At 62.0% G+C, this 17,968-nt stretch carries 20 protein-coding genes; 11 read left to right on the top strand and 9 right to left on the bottom strand.

Annotated features, from left to right (window positions below):
* Window positions 1-101 precede the first annotated feature (101 nt).
* From ASD11_RS12305 to ASD11_RS12275, 7 genes are read left to right on the top strand one after another with little or no spacing between them, the layout of a single operon-like run.
* Window positions 102-821 carry a transglutaminase-like domain-containing protein gene (locus ASD11_RS12305; RefSeq protein WP_056287528.1) on the top strand — a complete coding sequence of 240 codons (720 nt, stop codon included), beginning with the start codon at window positions 102-104 and terminating at the stop codon, window positions 819-821.
* Window positions 818-2,347: an aldehyde dehydrogenase family protein gene (locus ASD11_RS12300; protein ID WP_056287526.1), complete on the top strand. Its 1,530-nt coding sequence runs from the start codon at window positions 818-820 to the stop codon at window positions 2,345-2,347. The genes ASD11_RS12305 and ASD11_RS12300 overlap by 4 nt, the downstream gene beginning before the upstream one ends.
* Window positions 2,344-3,180 carry an SDR family oxidoreductase gene (locus ASD11_RS12295; protein WP_056287524.1) on the top strand — a complete coding sequence of 279 codons (837 nt, stop codon included), beginning with the start codon at window positions 2,344-2,346 and terminating at the stop codon, window positions 3,178-3,180. The genes ASD11_RS12300 and ASD11_RS12295 overlap by 4 nt, the downstream gene beginning before the upstream one ends.
* A gap of 44 nt (window positions 3,181-3,224) precedes the next feature.
* Window positions 3,225-4,292: a BtrH N-terminal domain-containing protein gene (locus ASD11_RS12290; RefSeq protein ID WP_056287522.1), complete on the top strand. Its 1,068-nt coding sequence runs from the start codon at window positions 3,225-3,227 to the stop codon at window positions 4,290-4,292.
* Window positions 4,293-4,350: 58 nt separating this feature from the next.
* Window positions 4,351-5,982: a fatty acid--CoA ligase gene (locus ASD11_RS12285; protein WP_056287521.1), complete on the top strand. Its 1,632-nt coding sequence runs from the start codon at window positions 4,351-4,353 to the stop codon at window positions 5,980-5,982.
* Between the two features lie 40 nt (window positions 5,983-6,022).
* Window positions 6,023-6,604, top strand: coding sequence for a PaaI family thioesterase (locus ASD11_RS18545; RefSeq protein WP_200940128.1), 582 nt, complete (start codon window positions 6,023-6,025; stop codon window positions 6,602-6,604).
* Window positions 6,601-7,278, top strand: a complete 678-nt coding sequence (locus tag ASD11_RS12275) for a lysophospholipid acyltransferase family protein (RefSeq protein WP_327019527.1) — start codon at window positions 6,601-6,603, stop codon at window positions 7,276-7,278. Before ASD11_RS18545 ends, ASD11_RS12275 begins: the two co-directional genes overlap by 4 nt.
* Before the next feature lie 51 nt (window positions 7,279-7,329).
* Here ASD11_RS12275 and ASD11_RS12270 read toward each other — a convergent pair whose 3' ends face one another.
* Genes ASD11_RS12270 through ASD11_RS12260 form a run of 3 tightly spaced genes read right to left on the bottom strand, consistent with a single transcriptional unit; the run spans window position 7,330 to window position 10,263 of the window.
* Window positions 7,330-8,532, bottom strand: a complete 1,203-nt coding sequence (locus ASD11_RS12270) for an NAD(P)/FAD-dependent oxidoreductase (protein ID WP_056287519.1) — start codon at window positions 8,530-8,532, stop codon at window positions 7,330-7,332.
* Window positions 8,529-9,917: a cytochrome P450 gene (locus ASD11_RS12265; RefSeq protein WP_056287518.1), complete on the bottom strand. Its 1,389-nt coding sequence runs from the start codon at window positions 9,915-9,917 to the stop codon at window positions 8,529-8,531. Before ASD11_RS12265 ends, ASD11_RS12270 begins: the two co-directional genes overlap by 4 nt.
* A 25-nt stretch (window positions 9,918-9,942) precedes the next feature.
* On the bottom strand, window positions 9,943-10,263 hold the full coding sequence (locus tag ASD11_RS12260; protein WP_056287516.1) for a 2Fe-2S iron-sulfur cluster-binding protein: 321 nt from the start codon (window positions 10,261-10,263) through the stop codon (window positions 9,943-9,945).
* A 132-nt stretch (window positions 10,264-10,395) separates the two neighbouring features.
* Between ASD11_RS12260 and ASD11_RS12255 the strand changes: the two genes are divergently transcribed.
* Entirely contained in the window at window positions 10,396-11,409 is a 1,014-nt protein-coding gene (locus ASD11_RS12255) for an AraC family transcriptional regulator (RefSeq protein WP_056287514.1), read from the top strand.
* Between the two features lie 30 nt (window positions 11,410-11,439).
* Here ASD11_RS12255 and ASD11_RS12250 read toward each other — a convergent pair whose 3' ends face one another.
* Window positions 11,440-12,075 (bottom strand): TetR/AcrR family transcriptional regulator, encoded by a 636-nt coding sequence (locus tag ASD11_RS12250; protein ID WP_056287512.1) that lies wholly within the window; start codon window positions 12,073-12,075, stop codon window positions 11,440-11,442.
* Between the two features lie 285 nt (window positions 12,076-12,360).
* On the opposite strand from ASD11_RS12250, the gene ASD11_RS12245 reads away from it, so the two are divergent.
* Complete coding sequence (locus ASD11_RS12245) at window positions 12,361-12,981, top strand: recombinase family protein (RefSeq protein WP_442854186.1); 621 nt, start codon at window positions 12,361-12,363, stop codon at window positions 12,979-12,981.
* Complete coding sequence (locus ASD11_RS18180; RefSeq protein ID WP_156464705.1) at window positions 12,965-13,273, top strand: hypothetical protein; 309 nt, start codon at window positions 12,965-12,967, stop codon at window positions 13,271-13,273. Before ASD11_RS12245 ends, ASD11_RS18180 begins: the two co-directional genes overlap by 17 nt.
* Before the next feature lie 202 nt (window positions 13,274-13,475).
* Here the strand turns inward: ASD11_RS18180 and ASD11_RS12240 are convergent, their stop codons facing one another.
* The 3 genes from ASD11_RS12240 to ASD11_RS12230 form a co-directional block, all read right to left on the bottom strand.
* The gene (locus ASD11_RS12240; protein ID WP_082554330.1) at window positions 13,476-14,648 is read right to left on the bottom strand and encodes an AAA family ATPase; all 1,173 of its coding nucleotides are present in this window, start codon (window positions 14,646-14,648) and stop codon (window positions 13,476-13,478) included.
* Entirely contained in the window at window positions 14,645-15,499 is an 855-nt protein-coding gene (locus ASD11_RS12235) for a bifunctional DNA primase/polymerase (protein ID WP_056287509.1), read from the bottom strand. The genes ASD11_RS12240 and ASD11_RS12235 overlap by 4 nt, the downstream gene beginning before the upstream one ends.
* 375 nt (window positions 15,500-15,874) lie before the next feature.
* Window positions 15,875-16,663 carry a hypothetical protein gene (locus tag ASD11_RS12230; protein ID WP_056287508.1) on the bottom strand — a complete coding sequence of 263 codons (789 nt, stop codon included), beginning with the start codon at window positions 16,661-16,663 and terminating at the stop codon, window positions 15,875-15,877.
* Window positions 16,664-16,716: 53 nt separating this feature from the next.
* Between ASD11_RS12230 and ASD11_RS12225 the strand changes: the two genes are divergently transcribed.
* Entirely contained in the window at window positions 16,717-17,220 is a 504-nt protein-coding gene (locus ASD11_RS12225; protein WP_056287506.1) for a helix-turn-helix domain-containing protein, read from the top strand.
* Between the two features lie 342 nt (window positions 17,221-17,562).
* On the opposite strand, the gene ASD11_RS12220 is transcribed toward ASD11_RS12225, so the two are convergent.
* On the bottom strand, window positions 17,563-17,757 hold the full coding sequence (locus ASD11_RS12220; protein WP_156464704.1) for a hypothetical protein: 195 nt from the start codon (window positions 17,755-17,757) through the stop codon (window positions 17,563-17,565).
* Window positions 17,757-17,927, bottom strand: a complete 171-nt coding sequence (locus tag ASD11_RS12215) for a helix-turn-helix domain-containing protein (RefSeq protein WP_162246480.1) — start codon at window positions 17,925-17,927, stop codon at window positions 17,757-17,759. The genes ASD11_RS12220 and ASD11_RS12215 overlap by 1 nt, the downstream gene beginning before the upstream one ends.
* Between the last annotated feature and the right edge of the window lie 41 nt (window positions 17,928-17,968).

Genomic DNA, 17,968 nt, shown 5'->3' with positions numbered 1-17,968 from the left:
GTGGGGGGAGTTCGGGAAACCTCGCCCGCCTCGATCCCTGTGTCTTCTAAATCGAGTCCAGTGGCAAGAAACGCCTGGTTGGCGAGCGGCTTGCCGAGAAGATGAGCGAGCCGACCCGCACATTCCTTGAGGCAACGGAGTATCTCGACATCGAGCACGAGGCCGTTCGTGAATTCACCGCGAACTCGATCATTGGCGCGCTCACCGACAGGGAGAGGGCGATGCGACTGTTTGTCGCCGTCCGTGACCAGATCTGGTACGACCCCTATCAGGTGTCTGATGACCCATCGCACTACCGAGCGAGTCACGTCCTGGAGGCTGGGCGTGCCTATTGCGTTCCCAAGGCGGTGCTGCTGACTGCGGCCTGCCGCGCCGCCGGCATTCCGGCGCGCCTGGGTTTCGCTGATGTGCGCAACCATCTTCAGACCGATTCGTTGCGTGAGTTGATGAGCGGGTCAGATCTTTTCGTCTTCCACGGTTATAGCTCCCTGCACATCGATGGACGATGGGTCAAGGCCACCCCGGCATTTAACCGCGAGCTGTGTGCTCGGTTCGGGGTCCCCCCCGTTGAGTTCGACGGCGAGAACGACGCGCTGATGCACGCATTTACCGCTGACGGCACCCAACACATGGAGTACGTACGAGACCGTGGCGTCTTCGACGACCTGCCATTGGCCGAGATCCTGACGGAACTCCAACTTCACTACGGACTGCTGATGGGGGCCTCGATACCCGCGGTCTCCGATGCCTTCACCGAGGTGCCCAGCGCCGACCATGCCGTAAACATTCGAACAACGCCCTCGACGTCGGAGATCCCATGACCATAGCGAGCACTGCGGCAGCCCTGGACGTGCGCAACCCGTCAGATGGACGTTCGGTCGCGACCGTCGAAGTGAACGATCGCGAGTCGGTGAACGCCATCGCGGATGGGCTCCGAGTTGCGCAAGGTGCGTGGGCAGAGACGGCCCCCCGCGAGAGAGCGAGATGGATGCGTCAGTGGCGCGATTGGATCCTGGCACACACTGATGAGCTCACTGACTTGTTGCAGGCCGAGACCGGCAAGGTCCGCCCCGACGCGCTCGTGGAGACGACAGCGTCATGCGAGTTCATCACCTATTACGCCGATCACGCGGAGCAGTTCCTCGCCGACAACAAAGTGAGGTCGTCAGGTCTCCTGAGCCTTCCGAAGCGACTGTCCACGTCCTACCACCCTTATCCATTGGTGGGACTGATCACGCCGTGGAACTTCCCGATCACCCTCTTCCTTATGGACGCCGCCCCGGCTCTAGCCGCCGGGTGTGCAGTCCTGGCCAAGTCGTCCGAGGAGACCCCCTTGACGTGCGCGCGCGTCGTCGAGGGATGGAATGAGATCGGGGCACCTCCGGTTCTTGCCCACGTCGTCGGTGCCGGCAGCACGGGAGCAGCTGTGGTCGACGCCGTCGACTATGTGCAGTTCACGGGCTCGACGGCTACGGGTCGCGCGGTCGCAATACGTTGCGCTGAGCTGCTCAAACCGTTGAGCTTGGAACTGGGCGGAAAAGACCCGGCAATAGTGCTCGAGGACGCCGACTTGTCGCGGGCGGTGGAGGGCATCGCGTGGGGCGGCCTCTTCAACGCCGGCCAGGTCTGTATCTCGGTCGAACGCGTGTACGTCGTCGCCGAGATCTACGACGATTTCGTGGCTCGACTCACCCAGCGCGTGCAGTCCCTGTCTCAGGGGTCGGCGCTAGGCAGTGACGTGGGGGCAATGGTCACCGAGAATCAGGTCGACATCGCAGATCGTCATGTCAGCGAGGCCGTTCTCGCCGGAGCGCGCGTCGCGGCTGGCGGAACGCGCGGTGCTGTGGGCAACTACTACGCTCCGACGGTACTCGTCGATGTCGATCACACGATGGCGTGCATGACCGAAGAGACGTTCGGCCCGACCATTCCGGTGATGCGTGTTGCCGACGAAGATGAGGCCATCCGGTTGGCCAACGACTCGACCTACGGTCTGTCTGCAACGGTGTGGACACGCGACCACGCGCGAGCGCGACGTGTCGCGCGGCGACTGCAGGCGGGCGCGGTCAACATCAACGACGTCTTCAGCAACCTCTTCGCCACCACGTTGCCCCACAGCGGTTGGAAGTCGTCAGGGATCGGTGCGCGGCTAGGTGGCGCGCAAGGGATGCGCAAGTACTGCCGGGTCCAGGCCGTGACGGAGCCGCGCCTGCCTGTGCTGACGCAGGAGATCAACTGGTACCCGTACACCTCCCGGCGTACAGCCATCGCTGGACGGGTGTTGCGAGTGGCAGCTGGTCGCGGTGTGAAGCAACGACTCGGACTGAACAAGGAGCAGAGCAGATGACGAACAGCAGCACACGAACCATCCCCAAGACAGTGGCGATCACTGGCGGGGCCCGTGGGATCGGGTATCAAACCGCCAAGGAGTTGATCGGCCGTGGTCACCGCGTCGCCATCGGTGATGTCGACGAAGCTCGGGCCAAGGAGGCCGCTGACGAGCTCGGGGTGAAAGTGGTCACCCACCTCGACGTGACCGATCCCGAATCATTCCGGACCTTCTTGGACCTGGTCGAGGCCGAGCTCGGGCCTCTCGACGTGCTGATCAACAACGCCGGCATCATGCCCACCGGATACGCGCACGAAGAGGAAGACGCAATCACTCGCCGGCAGGTCGAGATCAACATCCTCGGTGTCATCTTTGGGACCAAACTTGCGCTCCAGCGGATGCTGCCGCGGCGTACAGGTCACATCATCAACACTGCCTCGTTGGCTGGCGAGCTTGCCGTCCCGGGCTTGGCGACGTACTGCGCCACCAAGTTCGCGGTGATCGGTTTCACGGAGGCAGCGCGCCAGGAGTACCGCAAGTCGGGAGTTCAGCTCTCCACGGTCCGGCCAACCTTCACCAACACCGAGCTCGTCGCGGGCACCGCTGGGGCGAAGGGGCTCCGGAACGCAGAGCCGGAGGAGATCGGACGAGCCACGGCAGATCTGATCGAGAACCCTCGACCGTTCGTACGCGTCACGCGGCTCGCTGGGGGCGTGATCGCGGCCATGAAGTTCGTTCCCGGCCGGCTCGCAACGGGCCTCGGCTCGGCACTTGGCGCTGACTCAGTGTTTCTCACGGATGTCGACATGGGCGCCCGCCAGACCTACTTGGACCGAATCAGAGACAACTGACCTCCGGATCTCCGCCGACCCTGCCTCCACTCGAAGGAATTCACATGCCGCACACGACCCGCCTGCAGGACTACCCGCATCAGATCGGAGGGCACTGTGGATCCGGCGCCATGCGCGACCTGCTGCATTGGCATGGTCTCGGATGGGACGGACCTCCCAGTGAGGGTCTGGTGTTCGCCCTAGGAGGGGCACTGGGTCTCTCATATGTCCGATCGAGCGGTCTCATCCCCCCGATTTACCTGGTCGGGCGTGGTGCGGACTTCGAAGTAGATCTGCCCACGCGCCTCGGCGGGGACGTTGAGATGCTCACCACCGACGACGCCGACGAGGGGTGGTCCTGGGTGCGCCAAGAGGTCGACGCGGGGCGACCCAGCTTGGTGTGGGGTGACATTGCCGAACTGCCGTACTTGAGGGTCAAGCTGCAGATGAGTCGCCACGACATCGTCGTGATCGGCTACGACGAAGATCAGGGTGTGGCCTTCGTCGTGGACAACGACCGGGCTGAGGTGCAGGAGGTCCCGCTTGACGCACTGGCGCGCGCGCGGTCATCCAAGTCGTTCCCCGAGCCGACCCGCCACTGCACCTATCGAATCGAGTGGCCCGATGAACTGCCGGACCTCGCGGTGGCCGCATCCACCGCGTTCCAGCAGTCGGCGGAAAGCATGCGCCACCCCTCAGGAGGGGGGATCGTGAACCTCAAGGGAGCAACGAGCGGAGCCGAAGGTCTGGCTGCCGTCACCCTCCTGGCGTCCGATGTCGAGACCTGGGATGGGCTCCCGCTCGATGAGCTCGAGATTCTGCTGTTCAGTTTGAGTGCCTTCATCGAAAAGGCAGGGACCGGCGGAGGACTCTTCCGCCAGCTGCTCGCGGACGGTTCTGACGACGTCGCTCGGCTGACCGGAGACGTCGCCACCAAGGAACTCGCCGACGTTGCCGGCCGATGTGCCCAAGCGTGGACGAAGGCCGCACGTGCCGGTATCCAGCGAGATGTCGACGTGCGGACTCGCGTGAACTCGGTTGTCGCGGCGGTCAGCCTGCTGCCGCAGCTCGAGAAAGACGTGGTCGGCGCCCTGGAGGCAGCAGCAACGTCGCTGTCTCGCTCTCGTGCCTGATTGCGGAATTGATATCAGGGACAGCGACTTTTGAAGGCATCACCAACAGAGGAGTCTCATGCGGAGCACGATGATGGACGTCGCCCTCACCACAGCGGGCATACTGCGCCATGGATCGACCGTGCACGGCGCGGCTACCGTGCGGACGCTGCAGCCCGACGGGAGCGTGAAGGTTGGCACGTTTGCCGAGGTCGGGCGGAGATCGGCCCAGCTCGCGAATGCCCTCCGAGAGTGCGGGGTCACCGGGGACGATCGTGTGGCGACGTTTATGTGGAACAACCAGGAGCACGTGGAAGCGTACTGCGCCGTACCGTCGATGGGTGCGGTGCTGCACACCCTCAACTTGCGCCTGACAGCGGATCAGATCATCTACATTGCGAACCACGCCGATGACCAGGTCGTCATCGTGGATGGGAGCGTTGTGCCCCTTCTCGCCCCGGTGTTGCCACAACTCGCTGCTGTCCACACAGTTGTCGTGACAGGTGGGGTGGACCTCACTCCGCTCCGCCGCGACGGTCTGACGGTCGTGGGCTACGAGGATTTCATCGCAGGTCAGCCTGAGACGTTCGACTGGCCCGATCTGGATGAACGCTCAGCCGCGGCGATGTGTTACACCTCCGGCACCACTGGGAATCCGAAGGGCGTCGCCTACAGCCACAGATCGACATACTTGCACTCGATGGCAGCATGCGCTGCCGACGGGCTGCGAGTCAGCAGTGACGACCGAGTTCTCGCGATCGTGCCGATGTTCCATGCCAACGCGTGGGGGCTGGTCTACGCCGCGTTGATGGCTGGTGCAGACCTGCTCATGCCTGAGCGCTTCTTGCAGGCTGAGCCGCTGGTTCGGCTCATCGACAGCGAGAAGCCGACCATTGCCGGCGCAGTCCCGACGATCTGGAACGACGTCCTTCATTTCTTGGAGGCTCACCCGAGTTTCGACGTCACCTCCCTCGATCTGGTTGCATGCGGTGGTTCCGCAGTGCCTCTCCACCTGATGCAGGAATTTGAGGAGAAGTACGGCATCAACGTGGTGCAGGCGTGGGGCATGACCGAGACTTCTCCTTTGGCGTCCATTGCCCGGCCATCGACATCACTCGACGCTGACGAGCAGTGGCGACTTCGAGCCACGCAGGGTCGGCCGGTCGCAGGGGTGGAGCTGAGGATTGTTGACGACGAGGGGCACGATCTCCCGCACGACGACAAGTCGGTCGGCGAGATACAGGTACGCGGCCCTTGGATCACTGGATCGTACGTCGGCGAGGAAGCGGACGACGAGAAGTTCCACGAGGGCTGGTTGCGAACGGGCGACGTCGGTCGGATCGATGAACACAGCTTCGTCACGCTGACCGACCGGACCAAGGACGTGATCAAGTCCGGCGGAGAGTGGATCTCCTCAGTTGAGCTCGAGCTTCTGCTCGCCGGCCACCCAGACGTGCTCGAGGCCTCGGTGATCGGTGTGCCGGACGAGAAGTGGCAGGAACGGCCCCTGGCAGCCATTGTCGTACGGGACGGTCGTGAGCCATCGCCTGAAGACCTGCGGAGGTTCCTCGACGGTAAGGTCGCGAAGTGGTGGCTGCCTGAACGATGGTGCTTCGTCTCCGAGGTGCCGAAGACTTCGGTCGGCAAGTTTGACAAGAAGCGTTTGAGGGCCCTCCACGCTGACGGAGAGCTGAGCGTCGTCGAGATCTAGCACCTCATCCTCGCTGGGCCCATATCGAACGGAGTGGAAATTGTCAGGCCAGACCGAGCCGCAAGGTCGTGGCGACGACCAGGCAGATATCGCCGGCGACGCGAACAACCGCGAGCGCGCGGACGTCATCTCCCGATGGTCCAATCACCTTGTCTTGCTGGACGCTGTAGAGGTAGGGCAGGTGCTGCCTCCGCACTCGCTGAACTGCGCAGGCTGCGGTCCGGACAATCCGTCTGGACTGGGGATGCAGGTCATTCGCACAGCGAACGGCGTCGAGTCGACCCATAGTTTCGGCGACGGCCAGGTCGGTGCGCCAGGTATCGCGCACGGGGGAGCGGTGGCGCTCGCGTTCGACGACCTCTTCGGGTTCGCGCTTTACACGGTGGGCACGCTCGCCGTCACACGAAGTTTGACAGTCGAGTATCAAGCGCCGTTCCGCCTGTACCAGCCCTACAAGTTCAACGCAGAGGTCGTCGAGCGCACAGGACGTCGGCTCCTGCTCCACGCCGATGCTTGGGACTCAGCAGGTCGAAAGGCAGGCTCGGCCGACGCCACCTTCGTGGTGGTCGAGTCGGCGCACTTTGCGGCGGCCCCACCGGATCATGAGGTGGGCGGTTTGTGATCGCGATCCCGAGACGGGGAGTGGCGTGGTGGATTGCGTACATAGTCTGCAAGCCCGTTCTGGTTGCTGTGCGTCGTCGCGACTGGCGTGACGTGGACAGGATCCCTTCGCGGGGTGGTGCAGTGCTCGCCGTGAACCACGTCTCCGAGATCGACCCGTTGCTGATCGCCGAACTGGTGCTGGCGAGGGGGCGAACCCCTGCATTCCTTGCCAAGACCAGTCTTTTCAGTCGGGGCCTGGTGGGAACCTGGTTTCGTGCGGCCGGACATGTCGAAGTCGATCGCGATCACGGCGGTGATGGCTTCGGCGCAGCGTTGAGGGCGCTACAGGGAGGCGCGCTTCTCGTGGTCTACCCCGAGGGCTCGATCACGGTAGACCAGCGCGGGCGTCCGATGAATCTGAAGACAGGAGCGGTCCGGCTAGCACTCGAGTCGGGGGCCCCACTCATTCCGGTGGCGCAGTGGGGGGCGCAAGAGATTCTTCCGGCATACAGCCGTCGTCCGAGCCTTCTGGGACGGCCCCGAGTCAGCATCGACGTCGGGCTTCCGCTCCGCCTGGCGGATCTAGGTGAGGGCCTGTCGACTTCCGATGCTGTCAGCGAAGGCACGCGACAACTCCACGAAACCCTGACGCGAATGGTGGATGAGTTGGCGCGTGAGCGAATCCACAAGTGACGGCAGCAGCCTGCGGGATCGCAAGGCGCGCAGATCGATGCTGGAACCGGGTCAGTTGGCAGGCACACGGATGAGGTCGGAACGCTCGACCGGCGTTCGCTGCGTGATGACCTTCTTGCTGAACATGAAGTCACGTGGACGATTGACGCAATCGGCCGCAATAAGCTGCCCTTGCCGCAGGTAGAAGCAGCTAAAGTCGCGGTCACGGCTGGGATCGCCGCTGAGGATGACCTCGTCGTAGCCGGTGTTGAGGCCCGCAATCTGAAGCTTGAGGTCGTACTGGTCTGACCAGAACCATGGCAACGCAGCAATTTCCTTCGACTTCCCACTGATCGTTGCGGCGGCGACCTTGGCCTGCTCGCCGGCGCTGGGCACGGACTCCAAGCGAATCCGACGGCCGTATCGCGCGTAGTCGTGGCTGGTGCAGTCGCCGGCGGCGACGATGTGTGGGTCACTCGTGCGTGCGTGGGAGTCGATCACCACTCCGTTGTCGACGACGAGGCCTGCGGCAGCGGCCAGCTCCGTGTTCGGCTCGACACCGATGCCGACGATGACGATATCGGCGGGAATGGACTCGCCGTGGGCCAAGACGACTTCTTCAACCCGGTTCTCGCCCGTGATTGCCTCGACGAGAGCGCCCGTCCTGATGCTGACGCCCGCCTCTTGGTGGATGCGATGGAAGAACGCCGAGACTTCGGGTGCGGTGACGCGCTCGAGGACTCGCTCGGTCGCTTCCAGCACGGTGACGTGCAACCCGAGAGCGCGCAACGAGGACGCTGTCTCCAGCCCGATGTAGCCGCCACCCACGATCACAGCGTTGGATGCGGTCGTGGCGGCTTCGCGGATCAGCTCGACGTCCGCTGCCGTGCGTAGATAGAAGACTCCGGCCAGGTCAGCGCCGGGTGTGGGGAGCCTTCGGGCTCGGGACCCGAGGCAGAGCGCGAGCTCGTCGTAGGCCACAGTCTCCCCATTGCTCAGGGTGAGAAGTCCTGAAGAGCGATCGATCGCTTCCACTGTTGCGTCGAGGAGCTGGATGTTTTGTTTCGCGTAGAACTCGAGGTTGCGGATCTCGAGCTCCTCCAGCGTGCTTCTCCCGGCGAGATAGGCCTTGGAGAGCGGAGGGCGGTGGTATGGCACCGCGGACTCATTGCCGATGAGGACAATATCCCCGTCCCATTTCTCTTGCCGCAGACTGGCCGCAAGTTGCGCACCAGCATGACTTGCGCCAATGATGACCGCCTGCGAGACAGTCACCCCTCGGACTTCGGGGTGAGTTGAACCATCAGCTTGCTGATGCCGCGCACAAAGTTGGACTGAACGTACTCGGGCTCTCCAACAACCTCGATGTTTTCGAACCGCGGGAGCAGCTCCTCCCAGAGAATCTTCAGCTGAAGCTCTGCCAGACGGTTGCCCATGCAACGGTGGACGCCGAACCCGAAAGCGATGTGGTTGCGCGCGTTGGAACGATCGATGATCAGCTCGTCGGCCCGTTCGAAGAGTGCCTCGTCGCGGTTGCCTGACGCGTACCACATAACGACTTTGTCACCCTTGCGGATGAACTGGCCGTTCAGGACGACGTCCTTCTTGGCAATACGGCGCATATAGGCAAGCGGTGTCTGCCACCGGATGATCTCCGAGACCATGTTGGGGATCAGATCGGGATTTGCCTTCAGCTTCTCGAACTGGTCGGGGAACCGATTGAGCGCCAGGACGCCGCCGCTCATGGAGTTCCGAGTGGTGTCGTTGCCACCAACGATCAGAAGGGTCAGGTTGCCGATGAACTCCATGGGCCGGTCGATCAGGTCCTTGGTGTCCTCGTTGCTCTGCAGCATGGTGATCAGGTCGAAGCCGGGCGCCTCGCCGGCCGCGGTCCGTGCCGCCTTGTCGCGCCAGAGGGCGCTCAGGCCTAGCGCCGCGTCGCGCATCCCACGGAACACGTCGTCGTTGTCGGACGGTCCGCCGTTGGCCTGTTCCATCGACGAAGCAAGGTCCGACCACTCGACAAGCTTGTGTCGCTGCTCGTACGGGAAGTCCAGCAGTGTGGCGAGCATCCGGGCCGTGAGCTCGACCGAGACCTTGCTGACCCAGTCGAACGGTTGGCCGACCGGCAGGTCGTCCAGGACCTCACGGACACGTGATCGGATCAGGCCCTCCATCTCACGCAGGTTCTTGGGGGCGACCACACCTTGGACGGCAGCTCGCTGGAGGTCGTGCCGAGGCGGATCCATCGCGATGAACATCGCAACGTCGAGGAAGCGGGGCGGAGTGCCGATGATGATGAATGGCTCGGCCGAGAAGGCATCGTGGTTCTTGTCCACGGCCACGATGTCGGCGTGACGCGTGACGGACCAGAACGGGCCGAACGGGCTGTTCGCCTGGTAGTGGACCGGGGCCTCTTGACGCAGCCGCTCGAAGTAGGAGAGCCAGCGTCCCTGCCGATACATGAACGGGTTGCTCATGTCGATGTCGGTGAGCTCGACATCCTCGACGGGAGGGATCGGCTTCTCGACGAAGAGCTTCTGACCATTCGTGCCCGTCACCCATCGACGCGTCTTGTCGTAGAGGTGGGCGCCCTGGATCTGACGGTCGACCGGAATGGCCGACTGGGCTTTGTTGGTGATCGCATCGGAAATCTTCATCGTGAGGTGTCCTGGTCTCTCGTCGTCACATCTGGAATTCGGGGAGTTCGACGGTCAATCCGTCCCATGCCGCGGATACCGCCATCTGGCACGAAAGGCGAGAAGTCGGTTGACGCTCAGGGTTCATCGAGAGCATCTCCTCTTCTTCTGGGCTCGAGAGGCCGACCGTCTCGGACCACTGTGGGTCAACCACCACGTGACAGGTGCCGCACGCCGCTTCCCCTCCGCAGTCCCCGTCGATTCCGGGAATTGCGTCGTTGACAGCGACCTGCATCAAGGACTGACCCTCCTTGAGCGTGGCCTCGAACTTCTCGCCGTCGTACGACACGAAGGTGACAACTGCCATGGAGAACTCCTGATGTGGTCGGAAGCGTGGAAAGACCCTCACCCCAGTGTTGCCACGGCAGGTGGCTGTGACTAGTGTCACCCGGGTCAAGATGTTGTGAATTTGGCTCATTGAGCATGTGGGGAGTTGGTCGTGGATCGCGACGAAGTGGGCGTGCCTCCCTTGGCGTTTGCCCAACTCCTGGCAAGCGAGGCTCTTGACCCGGCGGCCGTCGCACGATTCGACGGCATCATGGCTCGCGAGGGACTGGATGCTCGAGCGCTCGTCGAGCGCGATGTGCAGGCGCCATTGCGATGGTTCCGGGAGGTTTACCCAGAACTTGACTCAGACGAGGCCACACGGCTTGGGCTGGCGTGCGCGGACCAAGCGCAACTGACCTCTTTCGGCCCGTTGAGCCTCCCCCTCGTCAGCGCCGGCTCGGTCTCTGAGATCGTCGAGTTGCTGACCTTCTTGCCGCTGATCACGACTGCCCTGAGCCCTCAGATGCATCCGAGTGAGCGTGGTCTCACTGTGGTACTCAACGGGCTCTCGGGCGACCCAGACCTGGACCGTTTGGCAGTCACCTACTGTGGATCTGCACTCGTTCGCCTGCTTGAACTGCTTGTTGGTGACATGTCCACCGTCACGCTCCACCTAAGTTGGCGGATGCCATCGTCGATGGGTGATCACGAGGACGTTCGTGCCGGCCGGCTGACTTTCGACGCCCCGATCTCGTTCCTTCGCGTTCCGGCCGCGACGCTCACCGAGGTGTGCCGATTCTCTGACCCGATCGCGTACCGACACGCTATATCCGACCTCGAGGATGATCTCGAGCATCGTCGGGGGGCCAGGACGTTCTCGCGAGCTGTGAGGAGTCTGATAGATGAAGGAGCGGTGCTGAGAAGCGGCCAGTCCGTTGCGGCCGAGCTGTCGATGTCCGTCAGCACTCTCAAGCGGCGTCTCGCAGGTGAGGGGATGACATTCCGCGACATACGTGAAGCCTCGCTCAAGGAGCGTGCAACGTTGCTGCTGCTCGAGCGATCGGTATCGGTGAGCGAGATAGCCACTGACCTCGGTTACGGCGACGTGGCCAACTTCTCTCACGCTTTCAAGCGATGGACGGGCCAGTCCCCGAGCGAATTTCGGCGCGATGAAGAAGATCGATGACGCAGGACCGGCCCGGTCCTGGGAGCAGTCTCACAGCGATGGTGCTTCGGACCGCTGCAGGCCCAGGTACCTCAACGCCACTTCCGAGATCTGCTGGCCGGTGGCCACAGCGTCTGCCCCGGGGAGTGCAAGGTGGCTGACCGTGAGGCGCACCAATGCGTCTGTCGCATCCTGGACGTCCGACCCGTTGAGCTGAGGAAACTGGTGGTGGAGCCACGCAGCAAGGGTCTCGCTTGATACGTCCAGCAGTCGTCCCGACGTCGTGATCAGCGGCAGCATGCCTTTCCGCGTGTCTAGCGCTCCGGGATCGAGCACCGGGTCGCGATAGGACACCAGCACGGCTCGCAGCAGGGGGCTCTTCTCAGATTCGGCCAGAGTGAACTGAACTGATGCCTGAATCCCACCTGCCGCATCGGTCGAGAACCTCTCAAGGACCTCCTTGATGCCAGCGAGGAATCGGTCGGCCTCGTGAAGGACGAGTGCCTCGCCCAGCCCCTGCTTGTCTCCGAACTCCTTGTAGAGCATCGCGCGGGGAGCACCGATCAAGGCAGCGATCTGCCCGACCCTCACCTTGTCCCACCCCTTATCGACGGTTTCGCCGTATGCGGCTTCCAGGGCTCGCTTCCGAAGGTGAGCGCGGTAGGACTCCCTTAGCGGTGTCGTCATGGACAAATATTAGTGGATTGTCACGACAGAAACAGTGATGGCGACGAGTCGTGCACAATCGACCGACCTGAGAGTCGGTAATGATGGTCGGCGGCCATTGGGCCGTCGGCGGGACTGCGCCCGTAAACGGTCCTTTTAGTTACACGGTCGTCAGCGGTCTCAGTGAACGCGATTTCAGCCGTTTTGGCAGCTGACTCGCGTCCGTAATCCGTGTACGATTTAGAACCTGCCTATTCGTCTCAGAATGGGCGGACGCATTGGATTGCGTTACAGCGGAGGTGGTTGATGGACAATTCGCAGGCCGGAACGATGGTCGGGTATGCGCGAGTTTCGACGCATGATCAGAATCTAGGGCTTCAGCTCGATGCCTTGAATGAGATCGGCTCGATCAAGATCTTCGAAGAGAAGGCGAGCGGCGCGAAGACTGATCGCCCTCAACTAGGGGCCGCGCTTGACTATGTCCGGAAGGGCGACGTGCTTGTTGTCTGGCGGCTGGATCGGCTTGGCCGTTCGTTGGCTGACTTGGTGCGCATCGTCTCTGAGCTCGAAGCTCGAGGAGTCGGCTTTAGGTCAATTCACGAGTCAATCGACACTACGAGCTCGACTGGCAAACTCATCTTTCATATCTTCGCGTCTTTGGCTGAGTTTGAGCGTGACCTAATCATCGATCGCACGAAGGCTGGCCTAGCTGCAGCTCGAGAACGTGGCGCGAAGCCTGGTCGCAAGCCGTCGTTGTCGTCCGACCAGATTGAGGTCGTTCAGCACCTCCATAGGGAGGGCAAGCAGATCAAGAGCATCGCTGAGATGTTCGGGGTCTCGCGTCCGACGATCTACCGGGTGCTTGAGAGCGCGGCTCAATCGAGCGTCGCGAGCAGTTCGGGGGATGCTCATGCACAACTTCGATGAATGCAGCGTTGTGCACGTTCCGGCGGGTCTGCTTGGCGGACCTCTTGACGGGCAGCGCTTCAAGATCCCAGCGGTTCCGCCCGACCAGACGGTGCCTCACGCGCTGACCATCCCCCTCAAGCAGCCGGCGGCGACCAGTCCGTTCGCTCGGTACGTTCGCGAAGGTGATGAGCCAGTCGGCGGCTACTACATGTTCTTCTTCGAGGGATGCTTCGGACCAGCAGGCGAGAAGGTTCTGTACGCCCCGACTAACGCGTCGCTGGCCGATGCCGGTGCGGAGAACCCAGTCTGACCGCCGAGTTCGACAGAAATGAGGGAAGCGCCGTCCGTCTCACAATGCACCGCGGTCTCGCTGTGCGCAGGCAAAGGCAGAACTTTCTATTAGGTCTTCTCTGCTGAACTTCTGCTGCTGATTCCCCATGCTGTGCCGTGCTGCTATATAGCAGCAGCACGTCAGCAGAAGGTGCTAGCAGAATCTGCTGAATCCAGCAGATTTACGACGATGGAGTTTCAGCCTTCCGAGACGCGAGAACCTCGTCATAGGCTCGGTCAATATCTCCGTTATCGCATGATCCATAGAGTGCTCTGACGGCCTTCCTCATGGATTCCTTCTTGACCGTTCCCGACCTTGTTCGCTCTGCTGCGGGATCAGCCATCACGGTCGCCACGTGACCTCGAAGGATGTAGTCCTTCGCCGCCGCCTTGCTGTCGGCGTCTACGGGCTCTGCGGCGGGATCGAGAGTCCAGTTGCCGTACTCATCGGCCTTGAGGATCGCGAACCTCATCGGCTCGTTCTTCTCACCGCGGACTGCGTTCTTCTTGACGCCTGAGTGACGGTCCTTGCCGATGTGGACGATCGATGCGCCACCGTGACCTTCAGCGAATTGCTGAATCGGTGACACACGGAGCGAGATGCCGTCGACGCCAGCCTTCTTGTGCTGGGAGCCAGTTTGCTGACCTTTGGCATCGGCTGCCTTATTCACGTGGTCGATCAGGACGACGGCAGGTCCAAGGGCAGCGATTCGACGCGGGAAGCGCGTGTACCAACCTGCGACCGAAACCGAACGGTAGTCGTCAACGCCCTCCAGCGCAGCGGCCTCGGAGAAGGCATCGATGAGTACCATCTCGGCATTCTGGAATGTCTCCGCGAGCGACTCGAAAACGTCATCATCAAAGACAGCCTGCGGGTTGAGGTAAGTGAACAGGTTCGGATTATTGATGAAGGCTTCAGGCACGCCGAGCTGCATCAGGCGGACCTTCGCACCTTGCGCCCCGTCCTCATAGTCGAGCATCACGACGCGTTTACCGCTGATGATGATCTGCGCCGCTTGGTGTAGACAGAACCACGTCTTGCCCCCTTCGGATTCACCGAAGACTGTGTTGAGCGCACCACGGTAGAAGATCTGCGCGCCGTCCGACCGATGACCAACGGTAGGTACGATCGGGTCACAGGACACGGCCTTCATGTCCACGGGTAGCCAACTTGCTGGACCACCACCCCCACGCTCCTCTGCGTCAAGGATGCGGTTGGCTTCACGGTCCACGCGCTTCTTCCGCAAAGCTACGGCCAGGTCCTGCGTGTGTTCGGCCTCATGCTGGATCTCGGCTGCATCTGCGGTGGTCAGCGGTTCGACAGTCTCGATCGCTTCAATACCCAGATTGCTCATTGCTGTGTCCCTGTCCTGTAACCACTTCGTACGGTCGCTTGGATCTCGCCATCAGTGAGACCGATTCGAGCCGCTGTGTCGTAGAGGGGCTGCAATTGACCCTCTCTAGCGCCCGCCTCGGCGCACCGGGTTGCTGCCCAGAAGAGCCGCTTGTTTCTGTCGCCCTCATTCGCAGATGACAGCCACCTGCTCATGGCATCCACAACGTCTTCGGGCTTCTGGAAAGGGTCAGGGTCGTACACGCGAGGTTCGGGCTTCTTGACGCCAAGGCAGTCCATGACCTGCTGCCAGGTCAGGCAACTGCCCGCGTCCAGAGGCCTACTCCAAAGCCACTTATACGGTCGAAAGCCGAAAGGCTCCGCCTGCATCACGGCGGACGGCCCCGCGAGGACGTAGCCGCCCTGAGCCTTCCAGTCGAGCCCTAGTGAGCCGATTGACTTACTCTTCTCGCCGGAGACTGGGTAGTAAACGTGATATCCCCCAGAGGGGGTTTCGGCAGTAGCTACGGCACCGTCGAGTAGTCCCGCGTCCCGTAGAGTCCTCAGAGCTCGAAGTCCTGGCTTGCCGCCCTTGACGTCTACGTCTAGAACATCGACTTGCAGTCCTGTCGGAAGGCCAATGTTGTAACCCCCAGCGGAGAAGAACTCAATCGTGTCGTGACGGAACTTCTCGACGGCCTCGGCGTCCTTCCCCGCCAATCTGTCCAAGGAGACGGCCTGCTTGAAGCCGTGTGTGGTCGCGGGCCTCTTATCTGCGGGTTGGCAGGGGAAGACACTGAGTCCGATGTCAAGGAACGCCAGCGCCGCATCTGCGAGCGACATGTCGTTGAACTTCACCAGATCGTTGATCATGCTGCATCACGACTGAGCAACTCGACATTGATCGAGTTCGGGTCCGTCTTGACGCAGGCGAAACTGTAGAGCCGGCGTACCGCTAGGCATTCGTTGTTCATCACGGCTTCACCTCGACGTGGATGCATCCCACGGGGTAGCCGGTCCACATTGCAACTGTCGGGGACAATGTCGACAGGTCGCTGTACTCGAGCTCGCCGCAATCAGTGATCAAGTCGCCTCGAGGGAACCGGTCGAGGACATACTCGCCACAACCGAAGCAGGAGGTCCCGTCCTCTAGCGGCTCTCCGCAGCACGTTGTCGTGATGAATAGAACTTCAGGTGATCGGCAGACTCCCCAACCCGTCGGTGTGGTGGGCAGCGAGTTTTCGCAGTTCATCGGGACCCCCCAAACTCGCGGACGTCAATCAAGCCCGCGGGGTCCACCACGTACTCAGATTCACCGCGGGTACCTTCCCTGCCTACGTACGCCAACAGATAGCGCGGTTCTACTTCTGCGGTCCAGACGGTGCCGACTGCTCGCCCGCGGATTCCAGCGCGCGCAAATTTCTCCGCGACTTCCAGGTCGTTAGTCCACGACATGCCGAAGCGGCCCTCCGCGGTTGCACCGCGATACAGAGTCAACGACTCGGCCGGGGGAGGAGCAACCTCTCCGTCTCTTCGAAAGCCGGCATAGCCGAAGATCTCCAGCCACATTGACTGATCGAGAGCTCGTTCCGGGTACTCGGCTGCCGACCAGACGTCGCCAACGATTTGAGCGATCCCGTCGTGCCACCCGTCCTCGCACCAGAGATCCCAGATTAGCGCCGGCTCGTTATTGCGACCGACTCGTGAGCACGCATTTCGCAGATCTTCGACAGTGTGGCCTTCGTCCATCAAGAAGTCCCAGGCTTCGGCGAGGGCCTGTTCGACGCTCTGCTTCTGCAACGCGAGGAACGCATCTGCGTCAATGACTCTCCCCTCACCTGGTCGGCTCGAACCCAGCGCCGCCCAGACGTCGACAGAGTCGCCCGCTTGGTTGCCAGTGACCTCACTGTCGGGGGAGACGGATGACTGTTGGAGCCCTGAGGCGCTCGTCGTGAAGGGTGTGGGCAGGATCTGGCCTTCGGACTTCTTGAGGCTTGGCAGGAGCCGGAGCTCTGCGCCTCCCTGGAAACTATTCATGTAAACAGCCTGCCGAGTTGACACAGAAACTTCAAGTGTGAGAGTTTCGGTAGATGAGCGAGATGGACAGAAAGTGGATCCTCAGCCTGGGTACGACCGGGGTGGGAAGCGGTGTCGACCCTGACATCGATGTCGTGACGATCGAGGATCCGGCGAGGGGTGTGCGGTACGAAGTGGTGTTGGGTGCCGAGGCGGGAAAGCCGGCGGTCAAGAGGCTGGTTATTGAGCCGCTCGATGAGGGCGGCGTAATGACGCAGGCGATCCTGGATCGCGTTCCGCTGCGGCAGCTCGCACGGCAGGCTCAGGATTTTCGAGCGGGCGAACTGAGGAATCGACCGGGGGCCCCGGTGACTATGGATACGCCGCGGAAGATGGATCGACCATCCTCTGAGGAGCTCGCGGAACTCAACCGGCAGGGGATGGGACGGCGAGAACTCGCGGAGCGGTTTCAGGTCAGCCCGAAAACGGCTGACGTCTGGATCAAGAGGGCACGAGACCTGGGTCTGATCGCTCCCTCCGTCACCGGTCGGCCGAGAGGGTCGCGCGGCACGCGGTGACGTTCGAAGACAATTCGCATGGGTATGGGAGAGCGATGGGGTCATGCGGCTAGCTCGCTGCAGGACTCTCGTGCCCTCAGAATCTCAATAAGCCAGGCCTCAAACTCGATCCGAGAACGAGGTTCGAGCTCACTCCACGCGCGGGCGCGCGATAGTTGTCCAGCGCGATGTGGACGCGAGTCTAGGAAGCGTTCAACGGTCTCAGGATCTTCGGAGGCCTTGACCATGGCCCAGTAGGCATCCGAACAGATCGCGTGGCGAAGATCGAACTCCGGCAGGTGGGACGGCACTGCAGCGCCCACCGCAGGAAGACTTGATCCACAGGCTGCGCACTTCGAGTGCTCAGTCACTGGGCATCACCGCCACGATGACCTCGTGGGGGACCGCAGTCGTGCCGCTTGGATGAAACTTGAAGAGTCGGCGGCCCCGATGGATCCGAGTGACTTGTTCGACGTAGTAGGCGTTGTCGTCAAACTCGGTAATCGTCCCAACGATCCGGCCACCGTCGATGAGGCTGATCTCGCTCTGGCCGCTCATCACGCGCCGCCCATCAATGCCGTCACGTCAGAGCTTCGGATGAACCACTGTCCACCTAGCTTCGTTGCCTTTAGTTCGTCGCGCGCAATGATCGAATAGACCGTGCGTCGATTCAAGCCGAGCATCTCGCTGACGTCGTTGACCCGCAGAAACTCTGTCTCGACCTTCAAGGTCACCATTCTGTTCACCCAACCTCTACATGTTACTCACT

The organism is Aeromicrobium sp. Root495, assembly GCF_001426755.1.
GTDB lineage: Bacteria > Actinomycetota > Actinomycetes > Propionibacteriales > Nocardioidaceae > Aeromicrobium.
Note: the sequence above shows the minus strand (reverse complement) of the source record. Positions and strands in the feature narration are given on the sequence as shown.

Coding starts and splice junctions, on each gene's coding strand:
- ASD11_RS12305 (WP_056287528.1), top strand. CDS start 102: ATGAGCGAGCCGACCCGCACATTCCTTGAGGCAACGGAGTATCTCGAC.
- ASD11_RS12300 (WP_056287526.1), top strand. CDS start 818: ATGACCATAGCGAGCACTGCGGCAGCCCTGGACGTGCGCAACCCGTCA.
- ASD11_RS12295 (WP_056287524.1), top strand. CDS start 2,344: ATGACGAACAGCAGCACACGAACCATCCCCAAGACAGTGGCGATCACT.
- ASD11_RS12290 (WP_056287522.1), top strand. CDS start 3,225: ATGCCGCACACGACCCGCCTGCAGGACTACCCGCATCAGATCGGAGGG.
- ASD11_RS12285 (WP_056287521.1), top strand. CDS start 4,351: ATGCGGAGCACGATGATGGACGTCGCCCTCACCACAGCGGGCATACTG.
- ASD11_RS12265 (WP_056287518.1), bottom strand. CDS start 9,917: ATGAAGATTTCCGATGCGATCACCAACAAAGCCCAGTCGGCCATTCCG.
- ASD11_RS12260 (WP_056287516.1), bottom strand. CDS start 10,263: ATGGCAGTTGTCACCTTCGTGTCGTACGACGGCGAGAAGTTCGAGGCC.
- ASD11_RS12250 (WP_056287512.1), bottom strand. CDS start 12,075: ATGACGACACCGCTAAGGGAGTCCTACCGCGCTCACCTTCGGAAGCGA.
- ASD11_RS12245 (WP_442854186.1), top strand. CDS start 12,361: ATGGACAATTCGCAGGCCGGAACGATGGTCGGGTATGCGCGAGTTTCG.
- ASD11_RS18180 (WP_156464705.1), top strand. CDS start 12,965: ATGCACAACTTCGATGAATGCAGCGTTGTGCACGTTCCGGCGGGTCTG.
- ASD11_RS12240 (WP_082554330.1), bottom strand. CDS start 14,648: ATGAGCAATCTGGGTATTGAAGCGATCGAGACTGTCGAACCGCTGACC.
- ASD11_RS12235 (WP_056287509.1), bottom strand. CDS start 15,499: ATGATCAACGATCTGGTGAAGTTCAACGACATGTCGCTCGCAGATGCG.
- ASD11_RS12230 (WP_056287508.1), bottom strand. CDS start 16,663: ATGAATAGTTTCCAGGGAGGCGCAGAGCTCCGGCTCCTGCCAAGCCTC.
- ASD11_RS12225 (WP_056287506.1), top strand. CDS start 16,717: ATGAGCGAGATGGACAGAAAGTGGATCCTCAGCCTGGGTACGACCGGG.
- ASD11_RS12220 (WP_156464704.1), bottom strand. CDS start 17,757: ATGAGCGGCCAGAGCGAGATCAGCCTCATCGACGGTGGCCGGATCGTT.